This is a genomic window from Moraxella sp., assembly GCF_030525845.1.
In the GTDB taxonomy this organism is placed as follows: domain Bacteria; phylum Pseudomonadota; class Gammaproteobacteria; order Pseudomonadales; family Moraxellaceae; genus Moraxella.
This window is the reverse complement of the sequence record NZ_JAUNDY010000003.1, coordinates 117372-140594: the sequence shown is the minus strand read 5'-3', so window position 1 is coordinate 140594 and position 23223 is coordinate 117372. Positions and strand designations below refer to the sequence as shown.

General features: G+C 41.4%; 21 protein-coding genes and 1 tRNA gene. 14 read left to right on the top strand and 8 right to left on the bottom strand.

The features are described from left to right. Positions 1-87 precede the first annotated feature (87 nt). The 7 genes from Q4B79_RS02455 to Q4B79_RS02425 form a co-directional block, all read right to left on the bottom strand. Positions 88-3528: a lipopolysaccharide assembly protein LapB gene (locus tag Q4B79_RS02455; protein ID WP_303084838.1), complete on the bottom strand. Its 3441-nt coding sequence runs from the start codon at positions 3526-3528 to the stop codon at positions 88-90. 140 nt (positions 3529-3668) lie between these two features. After that, the gene (locus Q4B79_RS02450) at positions 3669-4268 is read right to left on the bottom strand and encodes a phosphatidylglycerophosphatase A (RefSeq protein ID WP_303084837.1); all 600 of its coding nucleotides are present in this window, start codon (positions 4266-4268) and stop codon (positions 3669-3671) included. Next, positions 4261-4974, bottom strand: coding sequence for a hypothetical protein (locus tag Q4B79_RS02445; RefSeq protein ID WP_303084836.1), 714 nt, complete (start codon positions 4972-4974; stop codon positions 4261-4263). Before Q4B79_RS02445 ends, Q4B79_RS02450 begins: the two co-directional genes overlap by 8 nt. Positions 4975-5030: 56 nt before the next feature. After that, complete coding sequence (thiL, locus tag Q4B79_RS02440) at positions 5031-5996, bottom strand: thiamine-phosphate kinase (protein ID WP_303084835.1); 966 nt, start codon at positions 5994-5996, stop codon at positions 5031-5033. Between the two features lie 48 nt (positions 5997-6044). Beyond that, positions 6045-6602 carry a transcription antitermination factor NusB gene (gene nusB / locus Q4B79_RS02435; protein WP_303084834.1) on the bottom strand — a complete coding sequence of 186 codons (558 nt, stop codon included), beginning with the start codon at positions 6600-6602 and terminating at the stop codon, positions 6045-6047. 60 nt (positions 6603-6662) lie between these two features. Further along, positions 6663-7157, bottom strand: a complete 495-nt coding sequence (gene ribE / locus Q4B79_RS02430) for a 6,7-dimethyl-8-ribityllumazine synthase (protein ID WP_303084833.1) — start codon at positions 7155-7157, stop codon at positions 6663-6665. Between the two features lie 143 nt (positions 7158-7300). Further along, on the bottom strand, positions 7301-10051 hold the full coding sequence (locus Q4B79_RS02425; RefSeq protein WP_303084832.1) for a penicillin-binding protein 1A: 2751 nt from the start codon (positions 10049-10051) through the stop codon (positions 7301-7303). A gap of 269 nt (positions 10052-10320) precedes the next feature. On the opposite strand from Q4B79_RS02425, the gene Q4B79_RS02420 reads away from it, so the two are divergent. The 11 genes from Q4B79_RS02420 (at position 10321) to Q4B79_RS02370 (ending at position 20577) form a co-directional block, all read left to right on the top strand. Continuing rightward, positions 10321-11376 (top strand): pilus assembly protein PilM, encoded by a 1056-nt coding sequence (locus Q4B79_RS02420; protein ID WP_303084831.1) that lies wholly within the window; start codon positions 10321-10323, stop codon positions 11374-11376. After that, positions 11376-12236, top strand: a complete 861-nt coding sequence (locus Q4B79_RS02415; protein WP_303084830.1) for a PilN domain-containing protein — start codon at positions 11376-11378, stop codon at positions 12234-12236. The genes Q4B79_RS02420 and Q4B79_RS02415 overlap by 1 nt, the downstream gene beginning before the upstream one ends. After that, a complete protein-coding gene (locus tag Q4B79_RS02410; protein WP_303084829.1) occupies positions 12233-13078 on the top strand; it encodes a type 4a pilus biogenesis protein PilO in 846 nt (281 codons plus the stop codon). The genes Q4B79_RS02415 and Q4B79_RS02410 overlap by 4 nt, the downstream gene beginning before the upstream one ends. Further along, positions 13075-13602 carry a pilus assembly protein PilP gene (locus Q4B79_RS02405; RefSeq protein ID WP_303084828.1) on the top strand — a complete coding sequence of 176 codons (528 nt, stop codon included), beginning with the start codon at positions 13075-13077 and terminating at the stop codon, positions 13600-13602. The genes Q4B79_RS02410 and Q4B79_RS02405 overlap by 4 nt, the downstream gene beginning before the upstream one ends. A gap of 29 nt (positions 13603-13631) precedes the next feature. Beyond that, positions 13632-15737, top strand: a complete 2106-nt coding sequence (locus Q4B79_RS02400) for a type IV pilus secretin PilQ (RefSeq protein ID WP_303084827.1) — start codon at positions 13632-13634, stop codon at positions 15735-15737. 122 nt (positions 15738-15859) lie between these two features. After that, positions 15860-16465, top strand: coding sequence for a shikimate kinase (locus Q4B79_RS02395; protein ID WP_303084826.1), 606 nt, complete (start codon positions 15860-15862; stop codon positions 16463-16465). A 14-nt stretch (positions 16466-16479) separates the two neighbouring features. Continuing rightward, on the top strand, positions 16480-17598 hold the full coding sequence (gene aroB / locus Q4B79_RS02390) for a 3-dehydroquinate synthase (RefSeq protein ID WP_303084825.1): 1119 nt from the start codon (positions 16480-16482) through the stop codon (positions 17596-17598). Positions 17599-17787: 189 nt separating this feature from the next. Further along, complete coding sequence (locus tag Q4B79_RS02385; protein ID WP_303084824.1) at positions 17788-18753, top strand: hypothetical protein; 966 nt, start codon at positions 17788-17790, stop codon at positions 18751-18753. A gap of 11 nt (positions 18754-18764) precedes the next feature. Further along, positions 18765-19388, top strand: a complete 624-nt coding sequence (locus tag Q4B79_RS02380; protein ID WP_303084823.1) for a carbonic anhydrase — start codon at positions 18765-18767, stop codon at positions 19386-19388. A 188-nt stretch (positions 19389-19576) separates the two neighbouring features. Beyond that, entirely contained in the window at positions 19577-20107 is a 531-nt protein-coding gene (gloA, locus tag Q4B79_RS02375; protein ID WP_303084822.1) for a lactoylglutathione lyase, read from the top strand. A 104-nt stretch (positions 20108-20211) separates the two neighbouring features. Next, positions 20212-20577, top strand: a complete 366-nt coding sequence (locus tag Q4B79_RS02370; protein ID WP_303084821.1) for a hypothetical protein — start codon at positions 20212-20214, stop codon at positions 20575-20577. A 57-nt stretch (positions 20578-20634) separates the two neighbouring features. Here the strand turns inward: Q4B79_RS02370 and Q4B79_RS02365 are convergent. After that, a tRNA-Arg gene (locus Q4B79_RS02365) sits at positions 20635-20711 on the bottom strand. A 200-nt stretch (positions 20712-20911) separates the two neighbouring features. Between Q4B79_RS02365 and Q4B79_RS02360 the strand changes: the two genes are divergently transcribed. From Q4B79_RS02360 to Q4B79_RS02350, 3 genes are all read left to right on the top strand, one after another. Further along, positions 20912-21370, top strand: a complete 459-nt coding sequence (locus Q4B79_RS02360; protein ID WP_303084820.1) for a cytochrome c5 family protein — start codon at positions 20912-20914, stop codon at positions 21368-21370. Between the two features lie 80 nt (positions 21371-21450). Further along, positions 21451-22425, top strand: a complete 975-nt coding sequence (locus tag Q4B79_RS02355) for an ABC transporter ATP-binding protein (RefSeq protein WP_303084819.1) — start codon at positions 21451-21453, stop codon at positions 22423-22425. Positions 22426-22440: 15 nt separating this feature from the next. Beyond that, positions 22441-23217 (top strand): ABC transporter permease, encoded by a 777-nt coding sequence (locus tag Q4B79_RS02350; RefSeq protein WP_303084818.1) that lies wholly within the window; start codon positions 22441-22443, stop codon positions 23215-23217. Positions 23218-23223 lie beyond the last annotated feature (6 nt).

Sequence of the window (23223 nt, the reverse complement as noted above, 5' to 3'; positions counted from 1 at the left end):
TTCCCTCAATAAAGTTTTGGGTTATTTTAGCACAGCTTAAACCCAAAACCTATGGGGAAGTTTAGGAGATTGGTAAATAAACACCTTTTACTTGGGATAATGTCTCAAGCTATTGTATTTAAAAGCAGTTAAATTTGCCAAAAAGTCTCTTTGCATAGGTAGATTAAAATTGTTATGGATTTCTAATGCAACAATGCGTTCCATCTCTTTGAATACTGACTTTGTTCCAAGTTGTTCTTGAATGGCATGATTGCTTCCATGACAATAGGTAATGCTAAGATTTTTATCTTGTATGTCTAGATTTTGCACGGATATGATATCGCAATCATTGTACTCACACAAAGTGATATAGGTTTTTGATACAAATCCATGATTTGATTTTTGTAATTGGGCAATATCAATAATATCTGGGTTGGTTATATTATAATGCTCTTGTATGGCTTTTGGGTAATTATCAAAATTCATGATAAAGGGATGTCTTGGTGCAAAAGAGAAAATAAGATTTGCTTTAATCATATTGCCTATGGCAATGCTTGCAAATCCGCCAGCAGATGCACCAGTACATACGATATACTTTGGATTGAAGTAGTTAATTTGATTTTTGATGATGGATAAGGACTGTTCTAAATTGGCAAGGTGTGATGTCCTAAATATATCTTTGAATATAATGAAGTTGGCATTTTTTGATTGCTTGGCAAAACCCAAATAGGGAAATTCTGATTTGTTTATTTCTTTTTGAGATGACAAAAATTTACCTATGATATTATCAATATCATATTCTGGATAGTTTTTTACCAAGTTTCCATTTAATAATCCACTAAAACAAATGTATAATACTGGATAATTTATATCATTTTCTATAATTTTAACAAATGATCTTTCTGGTATTTGCAATTCTTTTTTTGGGCTTACAATTGCTTTTTCTGTATCGGCATAATATCCTGATAGAATATTGCTATGCAAGTCAATAGTATTTTCGGATACATAGCATGCCTGATTGTGAGAGTGTTTATCTTTAATAAAGTTTTTGTACACATTGTGAATTTTCTGATTTTGACCTAGGAAGTTTAAGGATTTTATGTTGGGAAATAGGACATTTCTGGCATATTCTGGGTATTTTTGTGAAAATTTTATACACAGTTCATGCAATTTTTTATAATTTTTTTTATAGGAGTGTAGTCTATGCTCAAGTGTATCTAATCTGCGAGACGGGTGTTTATCTTTTTTAAATTTGATAAAATGATATTCTGCTTCTAGCAATCTGTTTGTTAGCAATAGCAATTCTATCTTTCTATATTGCAAGTCATAATCATTGTGATATGTTTGTAATGCATAATTAATGCAATACAAGCTTTGTATATTTTTATGGTGCTCGGAAATCTCAATAGGCTCTATAAATCTGATAATATAATCAAGATAATGATTTTGTATTTTTATAAAGGAGTTTTCTCCATTGGAATAGGAAAATCCATGGTATAAACCATAAAAAATATTTTTACAGATGTTGTGTAATTTTAGTAATTTGCTTTGATTATTCTGTATTTTTAGAACATCAAGTAATAACTCGTATCCTTGAATGTAGGTAGGGTATTCGTGAATAAGTTTATATAGTATTCTTTGAGACTTGGTATAGTTTTTATATTGGTAGCAGTATTTGGCTTGCCAGTATAAATGATGTTCTGGATAATTTTTAAGGGTCTTAATGGATTGTTTGAATTTTTGCTCATTTTTGATATGGCAATAAAAATTAACCAATAGTAATAATAGATGAATATTATTATTTTGATTTACCAGTCTTGATTTTAGCTCTTTTTCTAATTTCTCTATATTTTTTTCAAGAGAAGCAATGTGATGGTATTTTTTATAGTTGAAATATCTTTTTGGAAATTGATTTTTATACTTTTCAATAATTTCTAGGCGAGTATCATTGGATATGTTAGGTAGCTCCATCAATAATTCGTAAGGCTTGGTTTGGTTTTTATCAACACTTATTGCGATTTCAAATTGTTTTTTGGCTTGGGAAAAATCTTTTAATAATTGATAGGCTTGCCCAGCCCAAGAGTAGCCGTGCCAAAGACTAGGAGCATTTTTTTGGAACTGTAAAGCCAAATCCAGCATTTTCTCATATTGTTGTTTTTTGTTGGCGAATGAAAATAGTTCTCCATAGCCATGGTGAATGGTAGGATGCTTTATGGTAAGCTGTGTAAAGTAATGCTCCGCCTTATCATAATCGAAAGTGGTTTTATAAGCCTGTCCTGCCCACCAATAACCTTGCCACATATTTGGGAATTTGCTTTGAAATTCTAGGGATTTTGCGATGGTTTGTTGCCAGTTTTGTTGATGTTGAGCGATATTGACCATGCCCTCATAACCACGATGGTCATTAGGCAATTTTTCTTGTAATTGCAGAAATTGCTCTTCGGCTTTGTCGTACTGATACAGCTCTTTATGTGTTTGCCCAAGCCACCAGTAACCATGCCATAGATTGGGGAATTTATTTTGAAAAATCATTGCTCGTTCAATGACAAGAGGCTTGTTTTGCTGATGTTGAGCAACATCAACCATGCCCTCATAGCCTAGATGACTGTTGGGGAATTTTTCCTGTATGATTAAAAATTGCTCTTCTGCTTTGTCATAGTTACGGATATTTTTATAAGCCTGCCCCGCCCACCAGTAGCCTTGCCACATGTTGGGGAATTTGGTTTGAAAGATTAAAGATTGATTGATGGTTTCTTGCCAATCTTGCTTGTGCTGGGGAATAAAAATTAACCCTTCATACCCACGATGGTCGTTTGGGAGATTTTTTTGAAAAAGTCGGAACCATTCTTCAGATTTTTCATATTGATATAATTCTTTATAAGTTTGACCAAGCCACCAATAGCCATGCCATAGATTGGGGAATTTGCTTTGAAAAATCATTGCTCGTTCAATAACAAGAGGCTTGTTTTGTTGATGTTGAGCAACATCAACCATGCCCTCATAGCCTAGATGACTGTTAGGGAATTCATCTTGCATAAGAAGAAATTGCTCTTCGGCTTTGTCATAGTTACGGATATTTTTATAAGCCTGTCCTGCCCACCAATAACCTTGCCAAAGATTAGGAAATTCATTTTGTAATTTTAGATTGCGTTCAATGGCTAATTCCCAATTTTTGGCGTGATAGGCGGTCTCGGCAAGCCCAAAAATGCCATGATGTTGTTTTGGGAATCTTTGGGCTAGCAGACCAAACCATTGTTCTGCTTTATCATATTCTTTGGTATTGAGATAAGCCTGCCCAAGCCACCAATAGCTGTGCCATAGGCTGGGGAATTTGGTTTGGAATTCTAAGGATTGTTCAATAACTCTTTCCCAGTCTTTTTGTTGTTGGGCGATATTAATCAGTCCCTCAAATCCCAAATGATTGTCTGGGAATTTATTAATTAGTGCATGAAATTGGTTTTTTGAATTTTCGTATTGTGATAAGTGTCTATATGCTTGACCCGTCCACCAAAGATGGTTTTTTTGTTGGGTATCATCTAAGTTTGTCAAATCGCAGGGGGGGGGGGGATTGTATTAAATTAATACAACCCTGCCAATTTTTTGCTTTAAATAATTGCTCTAACTGTGTATAAGTATCTGACATACGATTGCTCTCTTAGTAACTTTATATAACCAACAACATACCATCACTATATCATAAAGATTAAATAAGTCAATACCATAGCCATCACTCCTGCCAACACATCATCAATCAATATCCCAAATCCACCAGAGACATTTTTATCCACCCATTTAATAGGAAAAGGTTTGATAATATCAAAAAAGCGAAATAATATAAATGGTATGATAAAATAGGTAAAAACATTAATAAAATAATCGCTTGTCATGTCATGCATTTTAAAGCCGTGATAACTCTCTATAATTGCTCCGAAGTCATGAAATTTATAATAAGAAATTGGCAATAATGCAATCCACATACCGACCCATTCATCAAAGACAATATGTGGGTCATCATGAACATTCATTAAATCAGACGTTTTACCACAAATATAACTGCCCGCCAAACAGCCAATGACCGTGATAATTAAAAATCCCCAAAATCCCAATAACAACATCGGCAAAGCGACAATCAATCCGCCCACTGTCCCCCAAGTTCCTGCCGCTCTTTTTGGTAAGCCTGAACCTAAGCCAATGCCAAGCCAATAAACACACTTTTCCCAAGTGGTAGCAGAAGTTGGACAAGGGGGACAGGGGTTGGATTTACGAATGTCGGGTTTGTGATTACTCATTATCATCACTCAATTCATAAAGTTGTTTGTCTAAATTATAGCCCAATTCGTCCAAATCAGCAATTTGCGAAAGTTTGATTAAATCCTGTTTGGGTAAATCATACCAAGTGGTTTTAAGTTTTGGAATTTCAGAAATTCGTTCTTGGTCTATATTCATTTGGTGGCGAAATTTATGGGTTAAAAAATTGACGCTATAAGTATAATTCACATAGGGTCCCATATTAGAACTTAAATCGTAACCAATTAAATAAAAATCTTGCTTCCCATTAATCGTACGATAATCAAAGGTATAAGACCAATGCCCATAACGCCCATGCCCATACTTTAACAATAATTTATTATTTTTGGTTTCAATGTACAATTCTGGGGTAAAATATACGCCACCATCTTCGTTTTCGGACGCAAATAAGGTTTTATTTTCCAATATTTTTTGGTAACCATTATCCGTTTTAAATAGAATAATGATACCACGCCGATTTCTATCAATCATACCTTTAAAAGGGTCATTTACCCAACCAGATTTTTTGGTATCTTTGATGATTAAGACGCAATCTTTCTTATCATCTTTATTTAAATCTGCTTGGCAATGATGTTCTAATAAGTTAAATTTTTTGGGGATAAACTGGCTAAAATTGACAGTGTTGGCAAAGGCAATGGTTGGTAATGCAGTGATATATAGAGCATTGAAATATATGAACTTTTTCACAAATAATTCCTATTGTTAGATGATTGTCGATAAAATTGGAGAAATTGTATCATTCATCAAAAATGCTCCCACCCCTTCATCTTAAAATCAATTTTTTGATTTTGATAATAAATTTCTATGCCTTGCTTTTCTGCAATTTCCCCAATGGGATAAATTAAATTGGGATATTGCTGATTAAATTTATCAAAGTTCTCTTGGGGTAGTGTAAAGCACAACTGATAATCATCACCGCCATTTAAAATATGCTGATATTTTTGATTAAAGGGTAGGGCATTTACTTCATCAGCACAAGGAATATTTTCCAAATATAACTTTGCTCCGACTTGGCTATTATTTAAAATATGCCCCAAATCTTGCCCCAAGCCGTCCGAAATATCAATCATACTTGTGGCAAACCCTATTAGCTTTTGCCCCAATTCTACTTGTGGCAATGGATATTGTAAAGCGTTGCGTAAAGTGGGAGATAATTCATTTAAAGAATTATTATGTTTGCAATGTCCATGCTCGCCCAAAATATGTTTTAACGCCAAGCTTGCCGAGCCGATATTGCCACTGACACAAATGATATCGCCGATTTTGGCATTATTTCTTTTTATGCTTTTATCTTTTTTGATAAATCCAAGTGCGGTAATGGAAATGGTTAAAATGTCTGATTTGGTGGTATCGCCACCGATTAACTCTACATTAAACTTTTTGCAAATGTCGCCAATGCCCCGAGCAAATTCTTTTAGCCACTCATCATCATTGCTGGGTAAAGACAAACCCAATAGAATCGCATAAGGCGTCGCCCCCATGCTGGCGATGTCGGATAAGTTGACCGCCACCGATTTATAGCCAATGGCATAAGGGTGCGTATCCAACGGAAAATGTCGCCCCGCCACCAGCGTATCCATACAGCTTACCAATTCACAATCGGGCGGAATGATACTTACCGCACAATCATCGCCAATGCCTAAGGTGGTGTTGATGTGTTTTTGGGTAGCGTGCTTAAAATGACGGTGAATTAAAGAAAATTCGGACATATTGATTTTAATGATTGTAAAAATAGGGCGGAAATATCGCCCTAAGTTTTATTGATGGTCTTGCTTGGCTTGTTTTTCGGCTTTATTGGCTTGGTATTCTACCGTTCGAGCTTCTTTGGCGTACCTGTCTAGCACTGCATTAATGAATTTATGTGCGTCAGTCGCCCCAAAATGGGTGTTAAGTTGCATGGCTTCGTCCAGCACCACTTTATAGGGAATGTGTTTGCTGTATTTGAGCTCGTACGCCCCAATCAGTAAAACCGCCTTCTCAATCACGTCCAACTTATCAAAACTGCGGTCAAGATAACGAGCAATCTCCACGATGAGTTCGCCAGATTTTAGAGGGATTTCACGCATGAGTTCGTGATAGTAGCCCAAATGTACAGTGTGCATGGCGTTTTCGCTGCGAGTGCGAGCCACGATGGTGTGAGGTTCATTGCCACCGAGCAAATCACGATTTTGGGTGGCAAAACGATAATCAGTCATCAGCCACTCATAAAGCCCCTGTACAGCAAAACGGCGTGCCTTACGGACGGCGGTATGGCTGGTTTTGTAGGTGCTTTCGTTGATGTCAAAGCTGTCGTTTTGGGGCGTGGAAGTTGTCATAAATTACCTTAAAATAATACTACACTGGGGTCATCACCCAACGGAAAAAATAGTCGTCAATCAGATGGCATTTAGGGTGCTAACCATCTCGATGGCGGTCATGGCAGCTTCAAAGCCTTTGTTGCCAGCCTTTGTGCCAGCACGCTCAATGGTTTGTTCGATGTTTTCGGTGGTAAGAATGCCGTTAATCACAGGAATATCGTGATGTAATGCAACGTGCGATAAACCTTTGGCACTCTCGCTTGCTACGATGTCAAAATGGGGTGTCGCCCCACGAATAATTGCTCCTAGTACGACAATGGCATCATAATTACCGCTGACAGCCATGCGTTTGGCGGTCAGAGGAAGCTCGAACGCACCTGGTACGCGCACGACCGTGATGTTTTCGCCTTGTACGCCATGACGAAGCAGGGCATCTAACGCTCCCTCCACCAAACTTTCAACCAAAAATCCATTAAATCGCCCAACAGCAATGCCGATGCGTAGGTTGGTGTTGTCGTGTAATGCTCCTTCAATGTGAGTGATGGCAGTGCGTTGTTCGGTAAAAGTAGTCATATGTATACTCTAAATAAAATTAATTGACCATTATAACAAATTTCTCTATGTCGCAAAAGCACTTTTTCTGCGACTATCATGACATGATTGAGTGTGATTAGATACAAAAAACACGACCGAAGCCGTGTTTTTGAGTGGTAGGATTAATCGGTAATTTCCTCGCCGTCGCCCTCAGGGATAATTTCATCGCCTGAACTTTCGACAACGTCCACGTTTTTGCCTAAGATTTCATCAGACAGGGCATCTTCGGCTTCTTGTTTAATTAACTCATCAAGAGCGGCTGCCTCGTTGTCATTGGTAATGTCAATGATTTTTTGGGTGGATTTTTTGGTTTTGGCGATATTGCCATCAGCAACCCATGCAATCGGCTCATTTTTGAGTTGGTATCTCATATAATCCACCCAAATCGGCATGGCGAGTGTGCCACCAAAGGCCTTAGCACCAAGCGAGGCAGGTTCATCATAACCGACCCAGACCACCGCAACATGGTTACGCTGAATACCAGCAAACCACACATCACGAGCTTGGTTGGTAGTACCTGTTTTTCCGCCCAAATCAGAACGGAAATTGCCCTTGCTACCTGTACCACCTGTCATCACGCCTTTTAGCATGCTAGACATGTATTTGGCGGTCTTGACTGATAAAATACGAGGTGCTTGCTCGGCAATGCCATATTGGACAGCTTGCTTGGGATTTAGGCGGTCAAAGATGGGGGCAGCATCAAGCTCTGGGTGTTCTTTGCGATAAGCCTCTTGACGTGCCAAAAGTTCTTTTTGGGCAGCGTTGCCACGAGTGATGATGGTTTTGGTGTCGTCTTTGGTTTTTGGGGGTTCTTTGGTGTCATCATCGACTTCTTTGCTGTCTTTGGTCTTTTTGGTGGATTTTTTGGCTTTGGCATCTTCTTTGTCAGAAGCTGTCTGTTTGTCAGTAGATTCATCGTCAGCTTTTTTATCTGCTTTATCGTCCAATGAGGATTCAAAACCAAAACCATCTAGCAATTTGGTGTTGATTTTGCTAAGTTCTTTATTAAAGCAGACAGCACACGCTTGGGCGGGGTTCGCTTGAAAAATGGTGTTGCTATCAAAATCATAAATTCGCTCAATAAAGTAGGGCTGAATGCGGTGTCCGCCATTGGCAAAAGTAGCATAGGCGGTTGCCATTTGTAGGGGGGTGGCATCAGCAGCACCTAAGGCAAGTGCAAGAGAGGCGGGCAGACGGTCTTTTTCTAGACCAAACTGTGAGAGCATGCTTCTGGTTTGTTCAACCCCAGCTTTTTGCATCATGCGAATGGAGGGTAAGTTTAGCGAACGTGCCAATGCCCCAGAAATACTAACCATACCGCCAGAGCCACCCCCTGCGTTTTTGGGTTTCCAGCCACCGATGCTGATGGCTTCGTTAGAGATGGCATCTGATGGGCTTAGTTTGGTGTTTTCAAAGGTGGCAGAGTACACCAAAGGTTTGATGATAGAACCCGGTTGGCGATAGCCTTGTGTGGCACGGTTAAATTTACTTTGGTTAAAATGAAAACCGCCTACAACAGCTTCTAAGGCACCATTTTGGGGATTAATGGAAACCAATGCCCCTTGCGTGCGTGGTGGCTGTGCCACATACCAGCTATTGTCTCGCTTGGTTACACGAATGATGTTGCCAACTTCAATAGTGGGTTTGAGGTCGGAGCGTTTGCCAGCGACTAAGTTGGTGCCAAATCCACCTTTTTTGCCTGCATAATTCATGTTCATAAAGACACGGACAACCTCGCCTGATTGAAGCTCGGCTCTGATTTGACCCTTTTTAACTTCAACCACCTTAGCGGGGAGCATGTTGGGAAATCTCTCACCCTCGCCAAAAGTAAAAGGTTTAAAATAACCCAATTCCCCCGTCAAGGCTTCCACGCCACGATAGCTGGTGTTAGTGTAGGCGTTATGACTATAAATGCCTTGTAGCACCGATTGGCGTGCTTTGATTTGGTCAGCACTATTAATGGTAAGTTGTACGCGCCAGCCACTGTGCATGACTTGCTCGCCGTATTTATGCACCAGTGATGAGCGAGCCATTTCAGCGATGTAGGGCATATTTAGGTCAAGCGTCTCTTGGTACATATTTAGCCCAATGTCTGCACTAATGGCTTCATCATGCTGTGCCTGAGTGATGTAGCCTTCATTGAGCATACGCCCAATAATCCAGTTGCGTCGCTCGATGGCACGTTTTGGATTGACGACAGGGTTAAAATCAGAAGGTGCTTTGGGAAGTCCAGCGAGCATTGCCATCTCAGCAACCGTAAGGTTATTTAACGACTTACTATAATATCGTTTAGCGGCCGCTCGAATGCCGTATGCCCCTTGTCCAAGATAGATTTTATTGACATATAAAGTCATGATTTCTTTTTTGGACATCTCGCTTTCGATTTTACGAGAGATAAAAAGCTCATTGAGTTTACGTTCAAAGGTTTGTTCTGGGCTCAAAAAGTAGTTTTTGGCGACTTGTTGAGTGATGCTAGAACCACCTGTTTGCCCACCATCAGATGAAATGATTTCTGTGATAGCACGCCCAAGCCCCTTGACGCTGATACCGCTATGCTCAAAAAAGGTATCGTCCTCTGCTGCCAAAAACGCATGAATCATCGTTTCTGGAATATCTTCATAGGCAACAGGCAAAGAATATCGGTTGCCGTATTGACCGATGAGCTTATTATCTGCTGTGTAGATTTGCAAGGGCATTTCTAGGGGCATGCGTTTTAAATCTTTGATGTCGGGCAAGCTCGGTTCAAGATACATTGCCATACCATAAAAGCCGATAGGAAAGGCAAGCACCAAGATTAAAATCAAGGCAAAAATTGCCAAAATTAGGTTTTTTAGGTAAGAAATCAGACGAACGGCGGTATTTTTTTGAGACATAGCACTTCTAGTGGTTAAAATTGTTGCCAAAATGTTGTATCATATCTTTTGTGTAAAGAATGTGTTACAAAGTATGTGTAATTTTATAAAATTCATGTTAAAATTACCGCTAAGTATAGCAGATTTCTGATAAAACTGTTAACAAAACTGTTAAATTGGTGTTATCAGGCATGCAAAAGGTAGCATATTGTACTTTAAGAGGACCATTATTATAACCAAACATTGCTGTTTTTGTTTGGTTTGGGTCAAAAATATAAGGAATGAAGTCTGTGGGGCTATTTTCTCCTAAGGGTCGGCATCTTATCGGCTTAGATGTCAGTACCACTTCTGTTAAACTTGTTGAGCTGACAAAGCAACAAGGAAGACTCCATTTGAAGTCTTATGGCGTTGAGCCACTTGAGCCGGGTTGGGTTGTTGATAAAAATATCGTGAACGCCGAAGAAGTGGGCGAGGCTATTTCTCGCTTAGTGAGACGCTCAGGTGCTGGTTCAAAAGACGCAGCAACGGCGGTGTCTGGTTCGGCGGTCATCACGAAAGTTATTGACATGGAAAATAACATGTCTGATTCTGACCGTGAAGCGCAGATTAAGTTGGATGCTGAGCAATACATTCCTTATCCGCTCTCTGAGGTAAATATTGACTTTGAGGTGTTAGGACCATCAACCGCCGCCCCTAATTTGGTGCGTGTGTTGCTTGCTGCTTCTCGTTCTGAGAACGTAGAACAGCGTGTTGAGACACTACAACTTGGCGGTCTTACCACTAAGGTAATGGACATTGAATCTCATGCTATTGAGCGTTCATTTAGCTTGATGACAGATAATCTACCAAACGACCCTCAGGTGGTGGCTTTGGTTGATTTGGGTCATAAGCAATCCACTTTATACATCGCCAAAGATGGTGAATTTATTTATAGCCGCGAACAAGGTTTTGGCGGTGCACAGCTGACCGAAGAAATTCAAGCTCGTTATAGCATTCCTTATCATGATGCAACCATCGGTAAGCATGAGTACACCTTGCCAGCTGATTATCATGAAAGTGTGCTAATGCCTTTTATGGAAAACATCGTTCAGCAAATTAGCCGTTCGTTGCAGTTCTATTTCTCATCAAGTGAGTATAATAATGTAGACCATATTGTATTATGTGGTGGTACGTCTGCCCTGCCGGGTCTTGCTCAGATGGTGCAACAACGCGTTGGAGGTATGGTATCAGTGGCAAATCCATTCGAGGGCATGTCCATTGATTCACGTATTGATGCCACCATGCTTCAAAAAGACGCACCGAGCCTGATGGGGGCTTGTGGGTTGGCTTTAAGGGGGTTTGACTAATGGCACGTATTAACTTATTGCCTTGGCGCAAAGAACAGCGTGAACGCAAGAACAAGGAATTCAACCTACTTGCAGGAGCGACAGCTGGTGTTGCGGTCTTGGTTACTGTGTTGGCATTGTCATTATTGGGTAGGGATTTATCTAACCAACAAGATGCCAATAAGCGCATTGAAGATGCTAATGCCCAGCTTGATGTGGCACTAAAATCCATTGAGGAGTTAGAAGCTCAACGCGACCAAATGATTGCTCAGATGAAAGTGGTTCAAGACCTACAAGGTCGCCGTTCTATTCCTGTGCGTGTTTGGGACGACATTGCAAGAGCCATGCCAGAAGCGATGTATCTAAATAGCATCAAGAGAGATGCTGACACCATTACTTTGACAGGTTTTGCTGCCAACCCTAATGTTGTCGCTTCTTTGGTACGCAACCTAAACGCTAGTGAATGGCTAGATGGTTCGGTGGTTTCCAGTATCAAGAGTCGACTTGAAGCATATCAAGACATTGCTCCTAAGCAGGCAAATGCGGATAAGGCACGCCCTATCTATCCTGAGGACAGCTATGTTGAGTTTGTGGTAGTTACCAAAGTTCAAAACCCACAAACTGAAGAAGAAAAAGCCAAGTCTCAGACTGGTGGCGATGCAGATGTTGTCTTGCCTCCGATTACAGATGTGGCAGAGATGCCAGAGGTGGCACCGATTGGCATTGAGAATGCACCTGCGGATACGCCTGCTCCTGCCCCAGCAAATGCAGGCGAGACTGCTAGTGCAAATCAACCTGCTGCGGTTACCGAGCAAGTAGCGCCACAAGACGCACAACCTGTGGTTGATAACAGTAATGCCCAAGCGGGAGGTCAACAATGAAATTCTCATTGAAAAAATCCAAAACAGCCGCTGAGACAACGACCGCTACACCAGAAGAGGGTGGGAAGAAGCTCAAATTGGGCAAGTCAAGTCTGTCTAAGCCCAAGGGTTTTGGTGGCTCGTCCAAGCCAAAAGCTAAAAGCAAAGCCAAGAAAGTAGCACCAAAAAATAAAAAGCCCGCCTTTGATTTTAAAAAGTTCATGGCAGAGGTAAACTCGCTTAATGGTCAGAACTATGGTTCTGCGCCAGTGCCAGTAAAGATTTTTATCTTGGTGGCGATTGTGGCGTTCATCTTAGCATTGGCATGGTTCTTGCTTATTTCTAAGAAGATTGATGAGATTAAAGCGGCAGAAGCCCAACAAACAGTCTTGCTTGAAAAGTACAAAGAAAAAGAATCTAAGGCTCGCCATTTGCAGGCTTACGAAGAGCAAGTGGCTCAAATGCAAGTTGAATTTGAAAAACTGCTTAATCAGTTGCCAAAAGACACGCGTATTCCTGAGCTTGTTGATGACATCAACATGGTGGGTAGTGGCAGTGGTGTTCGCTTCCAGAATATCTCAACGCAAGCTGAAATTACGCACGAGTTCTTTATAGAACAGCCAATCCAAATTATCGGCTTAGGCGATTATCATCAGTTTGGTTCATTTGTGAGTGGTGTAGCTGCACTGCCTCGAATCATTACCATGCATGATTTTGAGATTAAGAATCCGCAACCTTCGCTTGATAGAATGCCTGAACTGCAACTTGTGATACAAGCCAAGACCTATCGCGCTAAGAGCTCGGAGGAAATGGCAGCAACGCCCAAAAAAGATGACAAAAAAGACAAAGGAGGCAAGAAATGATGCATTCTCTTAAAATCACATCTTGTGTCCTTGCTATGGGTGTGTTGATGGTGGGTTGCACTGACCGTGTTAGTCTTGCCGAAGCTGAAATGCAAAAGATTCAAAAATCGCCTGCTCAGCCCATCTCGGCGCCGCCAGAACCTCTTAGAATTGAGGGCTTTACCTACGGCGCCCAGAATGTTCGTAGTCCTTTTGTGGCGAAGAGTTTGCTTGAACGTCAAAGAAAAATTGAGCAAGCACCTTCTGTGAAGCCTGATGAGACTCGTGTAAAAGAGCCGCTTGAAGCTTATGAATTGACTCAATTGGTATATCGTGGCAAGGTTGTTGCGCCAAATGGTCAAGAGTACGGCTTGGTTCAGACACCTGACATGAGAGTACATGACGTACAGGTAGGTAATTATCTAGGTAAGAATCATGGGCGTATTGTTGAAATTACCTCTACACAGATTAATTTGATTGAAATTATTCAAGATGTAGATGAGCAATACATCGAAAAAGCTGCCAATTTAGTATCACCGAATTAACGCCAACTGGATTTATCGAGGACAAAAAAATGAGTTTTTTCAATAAAAAATCTGCCTTTGCTTATTCTGCGTTGGCAATTGGTTTGATGACAAGCGAGGCTCACGCTCTTGCTATTCGAGGTCTATCAGCTAGCCAGCTTAGTGCTGACACTACCCAGATTAAAGTTGCTTTTGATGGTCAGCCAGTAACACCTGTGGCCTATCAACAAGCAGGCGGTAGACAGCTTGCTTTGGATTTTAATCAAGTCAGCAGCGAAGGTCTGCCAAGAAGCATGCCAATTAACCGTGGTTTGGTTAATGAGGTTACTGCTCTAAATAACGGTTCTATGACACGCCTGATGATTGATTTAAAAGATGCGGCAAGTTATACCAGTACTATTGAGGGCAACAGCCTGGTTATTAATATTAAGCAAGGTGCTTTGCCATCGGTTAGCCAAAGTACTTCCCCAGTTCCCGTGGCAGATACCATGACTGTAAAGGTAAACCCACTACTTGCACCAACTTCTGCCTCCCTTGCTTCCAATTATGACGGCGTATCAGCGGTTAATTATTCAGGCAATGCTAATGGCGGCAATATTACGATTGCATTAACCAACGAAGCCATTCCTGTGGACGTACAGCGTCAAGGCAATAAATTGGTGGTGCGTACTAGTGGTACAACTATTCCACGCCATCTTTTAAAACGTATTAATGGTAGTGGCTTAGTGGCTGACATTAATGCCGTCAATCAGGGGCAAAGTGGTATCATTACCATTAACATGAAAGGCGACTTTGAATATCAGGCTTATCAGTCTGGTTCTACGCTAAACATCTCCGTGTTGCCACCAAAAATGCTTCGTGAGCCAACCATTGAAGAAAAGGTGTATACTGGCGAACCACTATCGATGGAATTCCAAGATGTGTCGGTGCGTACGGTACTAGATGTTTTGGGTCAGTTTACCGAAAACAACATCGTGGCTGCTGATAATGTACAAGGCAATATTACACTAAGACTTATCAATGTGCCATGGGATCAGGCTCTTGACATCATCTTAAAGAGCAAAAACTTAGGTCAGCGTAAGAATAAAAACGTTATCTTGGTCGCTCCTGCTGCTGAACTTGCTGCCCAAGAGATTAAAGAGCTAGAAGACGCCAAGAAAGTAACTGAGCTTGCACCACTACGTAAAGAGTACATTAAGCTAAATTACGCCAAAGCTTCTGACTTGCATGACTTATTAAAAGAGTCAAGCGGTGGTAGTAGCAGAGATAATGGTCGCTCATCATTACTTAGTCCTCGTGGCAGTGCAGTATTTGATGGTCGTACCAATACCGTTATCATTAACGATACTGCCGAGAGTATCGCTAGCATTCGTGAAATGATTGAGAAAATTGACATTCCAGTCAGACAGGTCATGATTGAGGCTCGTATTGTTAGAGCATCAGATGTTTTCTCAAAACAACTTGGTGTAAGATGGGGTGTATTTCATAATAATTCTCGACTTGACCCTAGTGTGAGAATTAGGGGTATGGACGGCTTTAATGCTAATTATCAAGGTGACGAATCTAGATATGCGGTAGACTTAGGTGTTGGTGCCGCATCAACCAGCGGTATCTCTCTTGGATTGTTAAATATCTCAAATACAGTACTTCAACTAGAATTATCTGCCATGCAAGCGGATAACCGCGGTGAAATCATTTCCTCGCCAAAAGTACTGACAGCGGACAAGCAAAAAGCCAAAATCGCCTCAGGTGTTGAGATTCCTTATCAAGAAGCATCAGCCAGTGGTGCCACTTCTGTCAGCTTCAAGGAAGCTGCCCTAGCACTAGAAGTAACGCCTAACATCACACCAGAGGGTAAAATTGGTCTGGAATTGAAAATTACCAACGCAGAAGAATCTGGGCGTTATGCACTGGGTGTGCCAATTCTTACCAAAGATGAGGTGGATACCAACGTCATCTTAGAAGATGGTCAAACTGTGGTGTTAGGCGGTGTGTTTAAGCACATTGTAGGTAATAATCAGGCTAAGGTGCCTTTCTTGGGCGATCTACCTGCTGTTGGCAAGTTGTTCAGAAATGACACAAGAACCAATAACAAAGAAGAGCTACTTATCTTTGTAACACCAAGAATTGTTAATGATAATGTGGGTCGTTACTAACGAGTGGTTATCCATAAAAAGCAGGCATTAGGTCTGCTTTTTATTTTGAAAAATCACAAAAACCGCTAGCCATAATTGGTCAAAACCTGTATGATAGAGCAATTTATGTTAGTGATGTAATTATGTTATCAGAAGATGTATCTGTAATTGAAGAAATATTTGTTGAAAAACCCATTCATCATTATACTCATTTATTGCCATCTATTTTCTTGGTAGGACCGATGGGTTCTGGCAAGACCACCATTGGCAAGCTCCTCGCTAAACATCTAAAACGACCTTTTGTAGATGCTGATTGGTATATCAGCGAAAAGGCGGGAGCGGACATTCCGTGGATTTTTGAAAAAGAGGGCGAAGCAGGATTTCGTGAGCGTGAAAGCCGTGCTATGGAAGAGTTATCCTCCATGTCTGGCATTGTGCTAGCGACGGGCGGTGGCGTGGTAGAAAGGGCGTGTAATCGTGAATACCTAAAACATGGGCTGGTAATTTTTCTTGATGCCAGCGTGGAGACTCAGCTTGCTCGCACCAAAAAAGACAAAAATCGCCCCTTACTCCAAACAGAAAACCCAAAAACTGTCTTAGAGACGTTGTATCAGAGGCGACTTCCTTTATATAGGGAGGTGGCGGATATTGTTATTCCCACGGGAAAGGCGTACCCCAAGCAAATGATGAGTGAGATATTAGATGTTTTGATTGCTTATGCCAAAGATGCTAAAACTCCACAACCATAAACGAGAATATAAACATGACGCAGATTAACCACACATTGACTGTCAGCACCCAAAGTCATGATTATCCAATTTTTATCGGTGCAAGCCCATCGCTAGATATTGCTCAGTTAGATTTGGCGGGGTCGATTTTGCCTTTTATTAAGGGTAAGCAGGTTCTGGTTGTTACCAACGACACCATCGCTCCTTTGTATTTGGAAAATTTGATGGTAAGGCTGAAAAAGTCGGATTTAGTGGCGGTCAGCTGTATTTTGCCTGATGGCGAACAATACAAAAACCAAGACAGTATTAATGTCATTTATGACGTTTTAATGGAGCATCATTTTGCCAGAGATTGCACGCTCATTGCGCTAGGCGGTGGTGTGATTGGCGATATGACAGGATTCGCAGCGGCTAGTTTTATGCGTGGGGTAAGCTTCATTCAGGTGCCGACCACCTTGCTGGCACAGGTGGATTCTAGCGTAGGCGGTAAGACAGGCATTAATCACTCATTGGGTAAAAACATGATAGGGGCGTTTTGGCAACCTGTGTGCGTGTTGGCGGATATGCGGACTTTCGATACTTTGCCTGATAGAGAATTTGCAGCAGGCATGGCAGAAGTGGTAAAATACGCACTGATTTTTGATGAAGAGTTTTTGGCGTGGCTTGAAAATCACGCCGATAAAATCAACGCAAGAGATCATAAGACGCTGAGTGAGATGGTGTATCAGTGCTGTGATTTTAAGGCGAGAATTGTCGCTAGTGATGAGCGTGAGTCAGGCATGCGTGCTTTGCTTAATTTTGGACATACCTTTGGTCATGTCATCGAAACGCACATGGGTTACGGCAACTGGCTACATGGGGAGGCGGTGTCAGTAGGCATGGTGCAAGCGATGGTCATGTCGCATAAGCTTGGATTGATTGCCCATCATGATGTCTTGCGTGTGATTAAGCTTTTGCAATTATTTGATTTGCCAGTCAAGCCCCCTGTGATTGAGCCATCGGTGGCACTTGATTTGATGGGTCATGACAAAAAAGTTCAGCAGGGTAATATTCGTTTGGTATTGCTCAAAAAACTTGGTCAGGCATTTGTTACTAAGGATTTTGAAATGGCGACATTACAACAAGTCTTAGATGGCGTAGACGAGTTTTTGTAAAACGCATTGATTTGTGTTAGCTTGCCATTTTGACATGATACAAGAAAGTCGCACGTTTAAAGATGGGCGATTTTCGTTGTAGGTGTATTCATACAAATGCCTCTGATGTATTGGCATGCCAAAACCTTGCCTTGATATAACCATTTATCTAAATTCAACACACTTATTTACATAACCACAGGTAAAATCATGACCCAAAGCGTATCTGTAATTAGCAATAGAAGCAAACGACAAGCACTCATGTGGCTAATAGTGGCGGCTGTCATGTTGATCGTGTGGGTTTTGGCGTCGCTTTTTAATCATGTGCCAACAACCATCAAAGAGCACAAAAAAACACAAGCGGTAGCAGAGGAAGTGAGTCTGCCAAGCACCATCGACCACCTTGATGAACTTACAAGGGAAGTGCCACCCATTGATTTTGAGACAGTGGTTAGGGACTTGCGTAATTATCCTAGTGAATTTAAAGGCAAAAAGTTTTTTGAGGATAATAGTAAGCGTTGGACAGTGCAAGTGATGGACGTTGCCCAAAACGAGATTATTACCGAGTATCTAAACGGCAGGTCGGACCGTGAGAAGTTCGCCTATTTTCGCTATCACAACAGCAATAACGAACAACGATATATCTTGACTTATGGCGTGATGGGTAGCCCCCAAGAGGCACTTGGTGTGATTAAGGTGGTGGATTTTGGATTGCCTCCGAGCGTTACGCCCGTATCAGAAGAGATGAAGCGTTACGCTGGCATGATAGATAATTACGAGCGTTCGGAGATCATGGTTGATTTGTCAGAGTCAGCACCACGTGCGGTAACTCTCAAGCCCACCAAAAAAGAAATCCCTGCTGAGGCTTCCAAAAAAGAGGATGCACCCAAAAAAGAAGAGGCCTCCAAAGAAGTCAAAAAACCAAAAGCCACCGAAAAAGAAACGATGGCTAACACCGATTTGGAAAAATCCGAGGTCTTGGCTAAGCCAAAAATGCCACCAACTGCTATCCCTAAGGAAGTGGATAAACCAAAGGAAAACAAAAAAGAGGATAAGGTTGACAATAAACCTATTCCAAAAACTGAGTCAAATGACAAATCTGCCAAGCCGATACAGGAAGCAAATGTAGCAGATTTAGAACCTGCACCGCCTATGAATATACCAGGCGATGAGTAAACGAGAGAGTCATGAAAAATCTTAATGCTCAGGCGGTACTAAATCAGCTCAAAGAGGGCAACCTGCGTTTTGTCAATAAAATCAAAAAAGCCCAAAATCATTATCAGCCTCCGCCGATGTTGGTGGAGGAACAACTACCTTCTGCGATTATTTTGGGGTGTTCTGACGCACGTGTGCCTGTGGAATTGATTTTTGACCAAAAGTTAGGCGAGTTATTCGTGATTCGTGTGGCAGGTAATGTGGTTGCACCAAGTCAGATTGGCTCGGTGGAGTTTGCGGTTGAGAAATTTGGTACGGAGCTTGTGGTGGTCTTGGGGCATAGCAACTGTGGGGCGGTAACAGCGTGTGTCGAGATGTTGGTCAATCCCGAGCAGTCTTATGCACCAAATTTACAATCCATCGTGGATAGGATTCGTCCTAGTGTATATAATTTACATGAGATTTTAACGGCGAGTGCAGGCGAGGTGGATATGGAGGAGTTTATCGACCGAGCGGTGCGTGCCAATGTACGTATGTCAGTTAGTCAGCTAAAATCTGGCTCTCGTAGCTTAGAAGACATGATTAATAACGGCAAGCTAACCATTGTTGGTGCAGAGTATGATGTGGCAACAGGTAAGGTTATCTTTTTTGAATGATTGAAAAATGATAAACCATGATAAATGTTGTACTGTTTTTTTGTAACAAGTAGAAAAATTATCATGGCTTGTTCGGGAGAATGTGCTAAAATGATGTGAATAAAAACAGTCAAAATGTTTAGGTGCTGACTGTCATATCTAAAATTCTAGCTATATATATTAATATGTTAAACCAAGTGGAGTAAACCATGTCCATTTCTCAACCTGCCAACGCACTTACCGCAAATGGCGTCAAAGATATTCCTGCCGCCTCTGAGGGCTTTACCTTCAACCATACCATGCTTCGCATCAAAGACCCTGTCAAATCGCTTGAATTTTATACAGGTGTGCTGGGTATGACCTTGCTTCGTCATAGCCAGTTCCCTGAGGCGAAGTTTGATTTGTACTTTTTGGCAAAATTGACCGAAGAGGAGCGTAATAACTTGCCAGCGACCGCTGATTTGAGTGCTTATGTGTCTCGTCAGCGTAGTATTTTGGAGCTAACGCACAACTATGGCACAGAAAACGACCCTGATTTTGCCTACCATAATGGCAATGGCGAACCAAGAGGGTTTGGGCATATTTGCTTTGCCGTACCAAACCTTGCTGAGGCGGTGGCGTGGTTTGATAAAAATAACGTGGTTTTTCAAAAACGCCCAGAAGATGGTAGCATGAAAGATATTGCCTTCATCAAAGACCCAGACGGATATTGGGTGGAGATTATCGAGTTAAAATATTAAAAAAATACGCCCGTACGATGAGTGTGGGCGTATTTATTTTGGCAAAAAGTATTTTTAGCAACTGTTACATTTTAAGCGAAAATTAACCAGTTTAGGGTGCTACCATGAGCGAAAACCAACAACACAATGATGATCAAGAGTTTATCGAGCTTAGTGATAATCGTATTTATAGTGAAGATACGATGCATGTCGAGCAAAGCCCTTATAAAAAGTTGCTAGATGACCCAGTCATTCAAGCCATGCCACCATATGTGATTGTCGGTATTGTGATTGGTATTTGTATTGGTGTGTTTTTGGGGGCTGAAAGTAAAAACAAACCAAAACGCTTTAAAAGACGTAAAAACCAACCTTTGCAAATCATTCGCCCAGAATTTCGAGAGGAAACTAAGAGCGAGCGGGCACACAGAATGGCTCAACGCAAAAAATACGGTATTTTTGATGAAAATGGCAAGCGGATTGATAAGTCGTGATTTTGTGTGATGGAGGTGGGTATGCGTAAAATAAAGAGAGGGGAGCTTTGGGAAAAGTGGCGCACCTGGCGGGAATTGAACCCACGACCTTTGACTTCGGAGGCCAACACTCTATCCAACTGAGCTACAGGTGCATGACTCTCGTAATTATAGCACATTTTGTAGCTGGCTACCAAGATTTTTGTGATGTTGGTCAAAAACCAAGAAAATCACACGTTTTTTTTGTAAACAATATAAAAAACATGGCAATTTAACTGTGTTTTCCTTTATAATAGTAGGGTAATTTTTCCAAACCCAGAGTAATATTTTACTCAAGGCTAGTTGAGATAAGACAATGAAAAAAATTGCAACTTTATCTTTTGCCACGTTGCTGGCAATCTCTGGCATGATGACCAGCTCGGCAAATGAAGCACCAGAGGATAGTGCTCAGGTCAAGAAACTGATTGCCATGTACCCACAGCTTGTAGCTCGTATCGCTCCTGTGGGCAAGGTGTGCTACGATGGCGAGGAGTGCGACATTAACATCACTGTCCTGGCTCCTGCGGTAGAGGGTGTGGCTCGTCCCGGTGACCAGCTTTATAAAGCTATCTGTGCCACCTGTCATGATGCAGGCTTGGTGGGAGCACCCAAGATTGGTACGGCTGACTGGGCACCACGTATTGCCAAAGGCACGGCTACTTTGTACGACCACGCTATCAACGGCTTTAACGCCATGCCTGCTCGTGGTGGTGCGGACATCTCTGATGATGAAGTGAAAAATGCGGTTGATTATATCCTAAGTCAATCCAAATAACCTCATCTTCTGCCAACGGCTTAGGCGAGCAATCGCTTAGGCTGTTTGGTGTTTTTATCATTTAGCTTTTTGGTTTTGCCATGTCAAACATACCTGCCCTACAAATTTCTCACTTAAAAAAGACCTATCCCAACGGCTTTACCGCCCTAAAAGGGGTGGATTTGACCGTGCCACAGGGCGAATTTTTTGCCCTGCTTGGGGCAAATGGGGCGGGCAAATCCACGATGATTGGTATCATCAGTTCACTATTTCCACCCACCGATGGTACGGTAGAAATCTTTGGGGTGGATTTGCACCAAAATCCCAGCCTTGCCAAATCTTATCTGGGCGTTGTTCCCCAAGAGTTTAATTTTAACCAATTTGAGCAATGCCTTGACATACTGACCACCCAAGCGGGTTATTATGGCATCAAAAAGGCAGAGGCTTTGCCGAGAGCTGAGTTTTTATTAAAGGAGCTTGGGCTTTGGGAGAAACGCCACACCAAATCTCGCTCACTCTCTGGGGGCATGAAAAGACGGCTCATGATTGCTCGTGCCTTGATGCACCGACCTCGTTTGTTGATATTGGACGAGCCTACCGCAGGCGTGGACATTGAGTTACGCCGTTCGATGTGGGATTTTATGCAAAAAATCAATCGTGAGGAAAATACCACGATTATTTTAACCACGCATTATTTGGAGGAGGCGGAGCAATTGTGCAAATACATCGCCATCTTAAATCATGGCGAGATTTTAATCAATACTGATATGAAATCATTGCTCACGCAATTATCTTTTGAAACCTTTGTTTTTGATTTAAAACAGGCATTGACTACTTTACCCAATTTTAATAACATCGTCTACGCCCAACTAGCCGATGAAAAAACATTGGAAATTACCCTAAATAAAGAACAAAGCCTAAATCATATCTTTGCTCAATTTAATGAGTTAAATATTGAAATTTTGAGCATGAGAAATAAAAATAACCGCCTAGAAGAATTGTTTATGGGGGTGGTGGATAGCCATTTTCATGACGGTAAAATGAATCACGCCAATCCTGCCAATCACGATAAATAAATATTGAGATAAATAATGACCAGTACCCAAGAATTCACCGCTTTTTATACCATATTATATAAAGAAATCAAACGCATATTACGCATTTGGCCTCAGACTTTATTGCCTCCTGTCATTACCATGACTTTGTATTTTGTGATTTTTGGGCAAATGATTGGCTCTCGTGTCGGCGACATGGGCGGGGTGAGCTATATGCAGTTTATCGTGCCGGGTTTAATTATGATGTCGGTCATTACCAACAGTTATTCCAATGTGGTATCAAGTTTTTTTAGCACCAAATTTCATGGCAGTATTGATGAGCTGTTGGTGTCGCCCATTTCAAAGCATATGATATTGATGGGTTATGTGGCAGGTGGGGTGTTTCGGGGTTTGGCGATTGCGATGATTGTGAGTGTGGTGGCGTTATTTTTTACCAAATTGAGCATCAGTCATTTTGGGGTCATGGCATTAACCATTTTGGGGACTTCTGTGTTATTTTCGCTTGGTGGGTTTATCAATGCAGTCTTTGCCAAGTCTTTTGATGACATTTCTATTGTGCCTAGTTTTATTTTAACACCGCTGACTTATCTGGGTGGGGTGTTTTATTCTTTGGAAAATTTATCCCCCTTTTGGCAAAACTTATCACTACTAAACCCCATTGTCTATATGGTAAATGCTTTTCGTTATGGCATTTTGGGTCATTCTGATGTCAATGTGATGTATTCGCTGGTGGCAATTTTGGGATTTTGCGTGATATTTTATGGCGTGGCTTATCAAATATTAAAAGACGGTAAGCGGATTCGTATTTCTTGATTGACA

Excerpts from the sequence above, each read along its gene's own strand:
- Q4B79_RS02450 (WP_303084837.1), bottom strand. The coding sequence starts at position 4,268 with ATGAGTAATCACAAACCCGACATTCGTAAATCCAACCCCTGTCCCCCT.
- thiL (WP_303084835.1), bottom strand. The coding sequence starts at position 5,996 with ATGTCCGAATTTTCTTTAATTCACCGTCATTTTAAGCACGCTACCCAA.
- nusB (WP_303084834.1), bottom strand. The coding sequence starts at position 6,602 with ATGACAACTTCCACGCCCCAAAACGACAGCTTTGACATCAACGAAAGC.
- ribE (WP_303084833.1), bottom strand. The coding sequence starts at position 7,157 with ATGACTACTTTTACCGAACAACGCACTGCCATCACTCACATTGAAGGA.
- Q4B79_RS02425 (WP_303084832.1), bottom strand. The coding sequence starts at position 10,051 with ATGTCTCAAAAAAATACCGCCGTTCGTCTGATTTCTTACCTAAAAAAC.
- Q4B79_RS02415 (WP_303084830.1), top strand. The coding sequence starts at position 11,376 with ATGGCACGTATTAACTTATTGCCTTGGCGCAAAGAACAGCGTGAACGC.
- Q4B79_RS02410 (WP_303084829.1), top strand. The coding sequence starts at position 12,233 with ATGAAATTCTCATTGAAAAAATCCAAAACAGCCGCTGAGACAACGACC.
- Q4B79_RS02405 (WP_303084828.1), top strand. The coding sequence starts at position 13,075 with ATGATGCATTCTCTTAAAATCACATCTTGTGTCCTTGCTATGGGTGTG.
- Q4B79_RS02400 (WP_303084827.1), top strand. The coding sequence starts at position 13,632 with ATGAGTTTTTTCAATAAAAAATCTGCCTTTGCTTATTCTGCGTTGGCA.
- Q4B79_RS02395 (WP_303084826.1), top strand. The coding sequence starts at position 15,860 with ATGTTATCAGAAGATGTATCTGTAATTGAAGAAATATTTGTTGAAAAA.
- aroB (WP_303084825.1), top strand. The coding sequence starts at position 16,480 with ATGACGCAGATTAACCACACATTGACTGTCAGCACCCAAAGTCATGAT.
- Q4B79_RS02385 (WP_303084824.1), top strand. The coding sequence starts at position 17,788 with ATGACCCAAAGCGTATCTGTAATTAGCAATAGAAGCAAACGACAAGCA.
- Q4B79_RS02380 (WP_303084823.1), top strand. The coding sequence starts at position 18,765 with ATGAAAAATCTTAATGCTCAGGCGGTACTAAATCAGCTCAAAGAGGGC.
- gloA (WP_303084822.1), top strand. The coding sequence starts at position 19,577 with ATGTCCATTTCTCAACCTGCCAACGCACTTACCGCAAATGGCGTCAAA.
- Q4B79_RS02370 (WP_303084821.1), top strand. The coding sequence starts at position 20,212 with ATGAGCGAAAACCAACAACACAATGATGATCAAGAGTTTATCGAGCTT.
- Q4B79_RS02360 (WP_303084820.1), top strand. The coding sequence starts at position 20,912 with ATGAAAAAAATTGCAACTTTATCTTTTGCCACGTTGCTGGCAATCTCT.
- Q4B79_RS02355 (WP_303084819.1), top strand. The coding sequence starts at position 21,451 with ATGTCAAACATACCTGCCCTACAAATTTCTCACTTAAAAAAGACCTAT.
- Q4B79_RS02350 (WP_303084818.1), top strand. The coding sequence starts at position 22,441 with ATGACCAGTACCCAAGAATTCACCGCTTTTTATACCATATTATATAAA.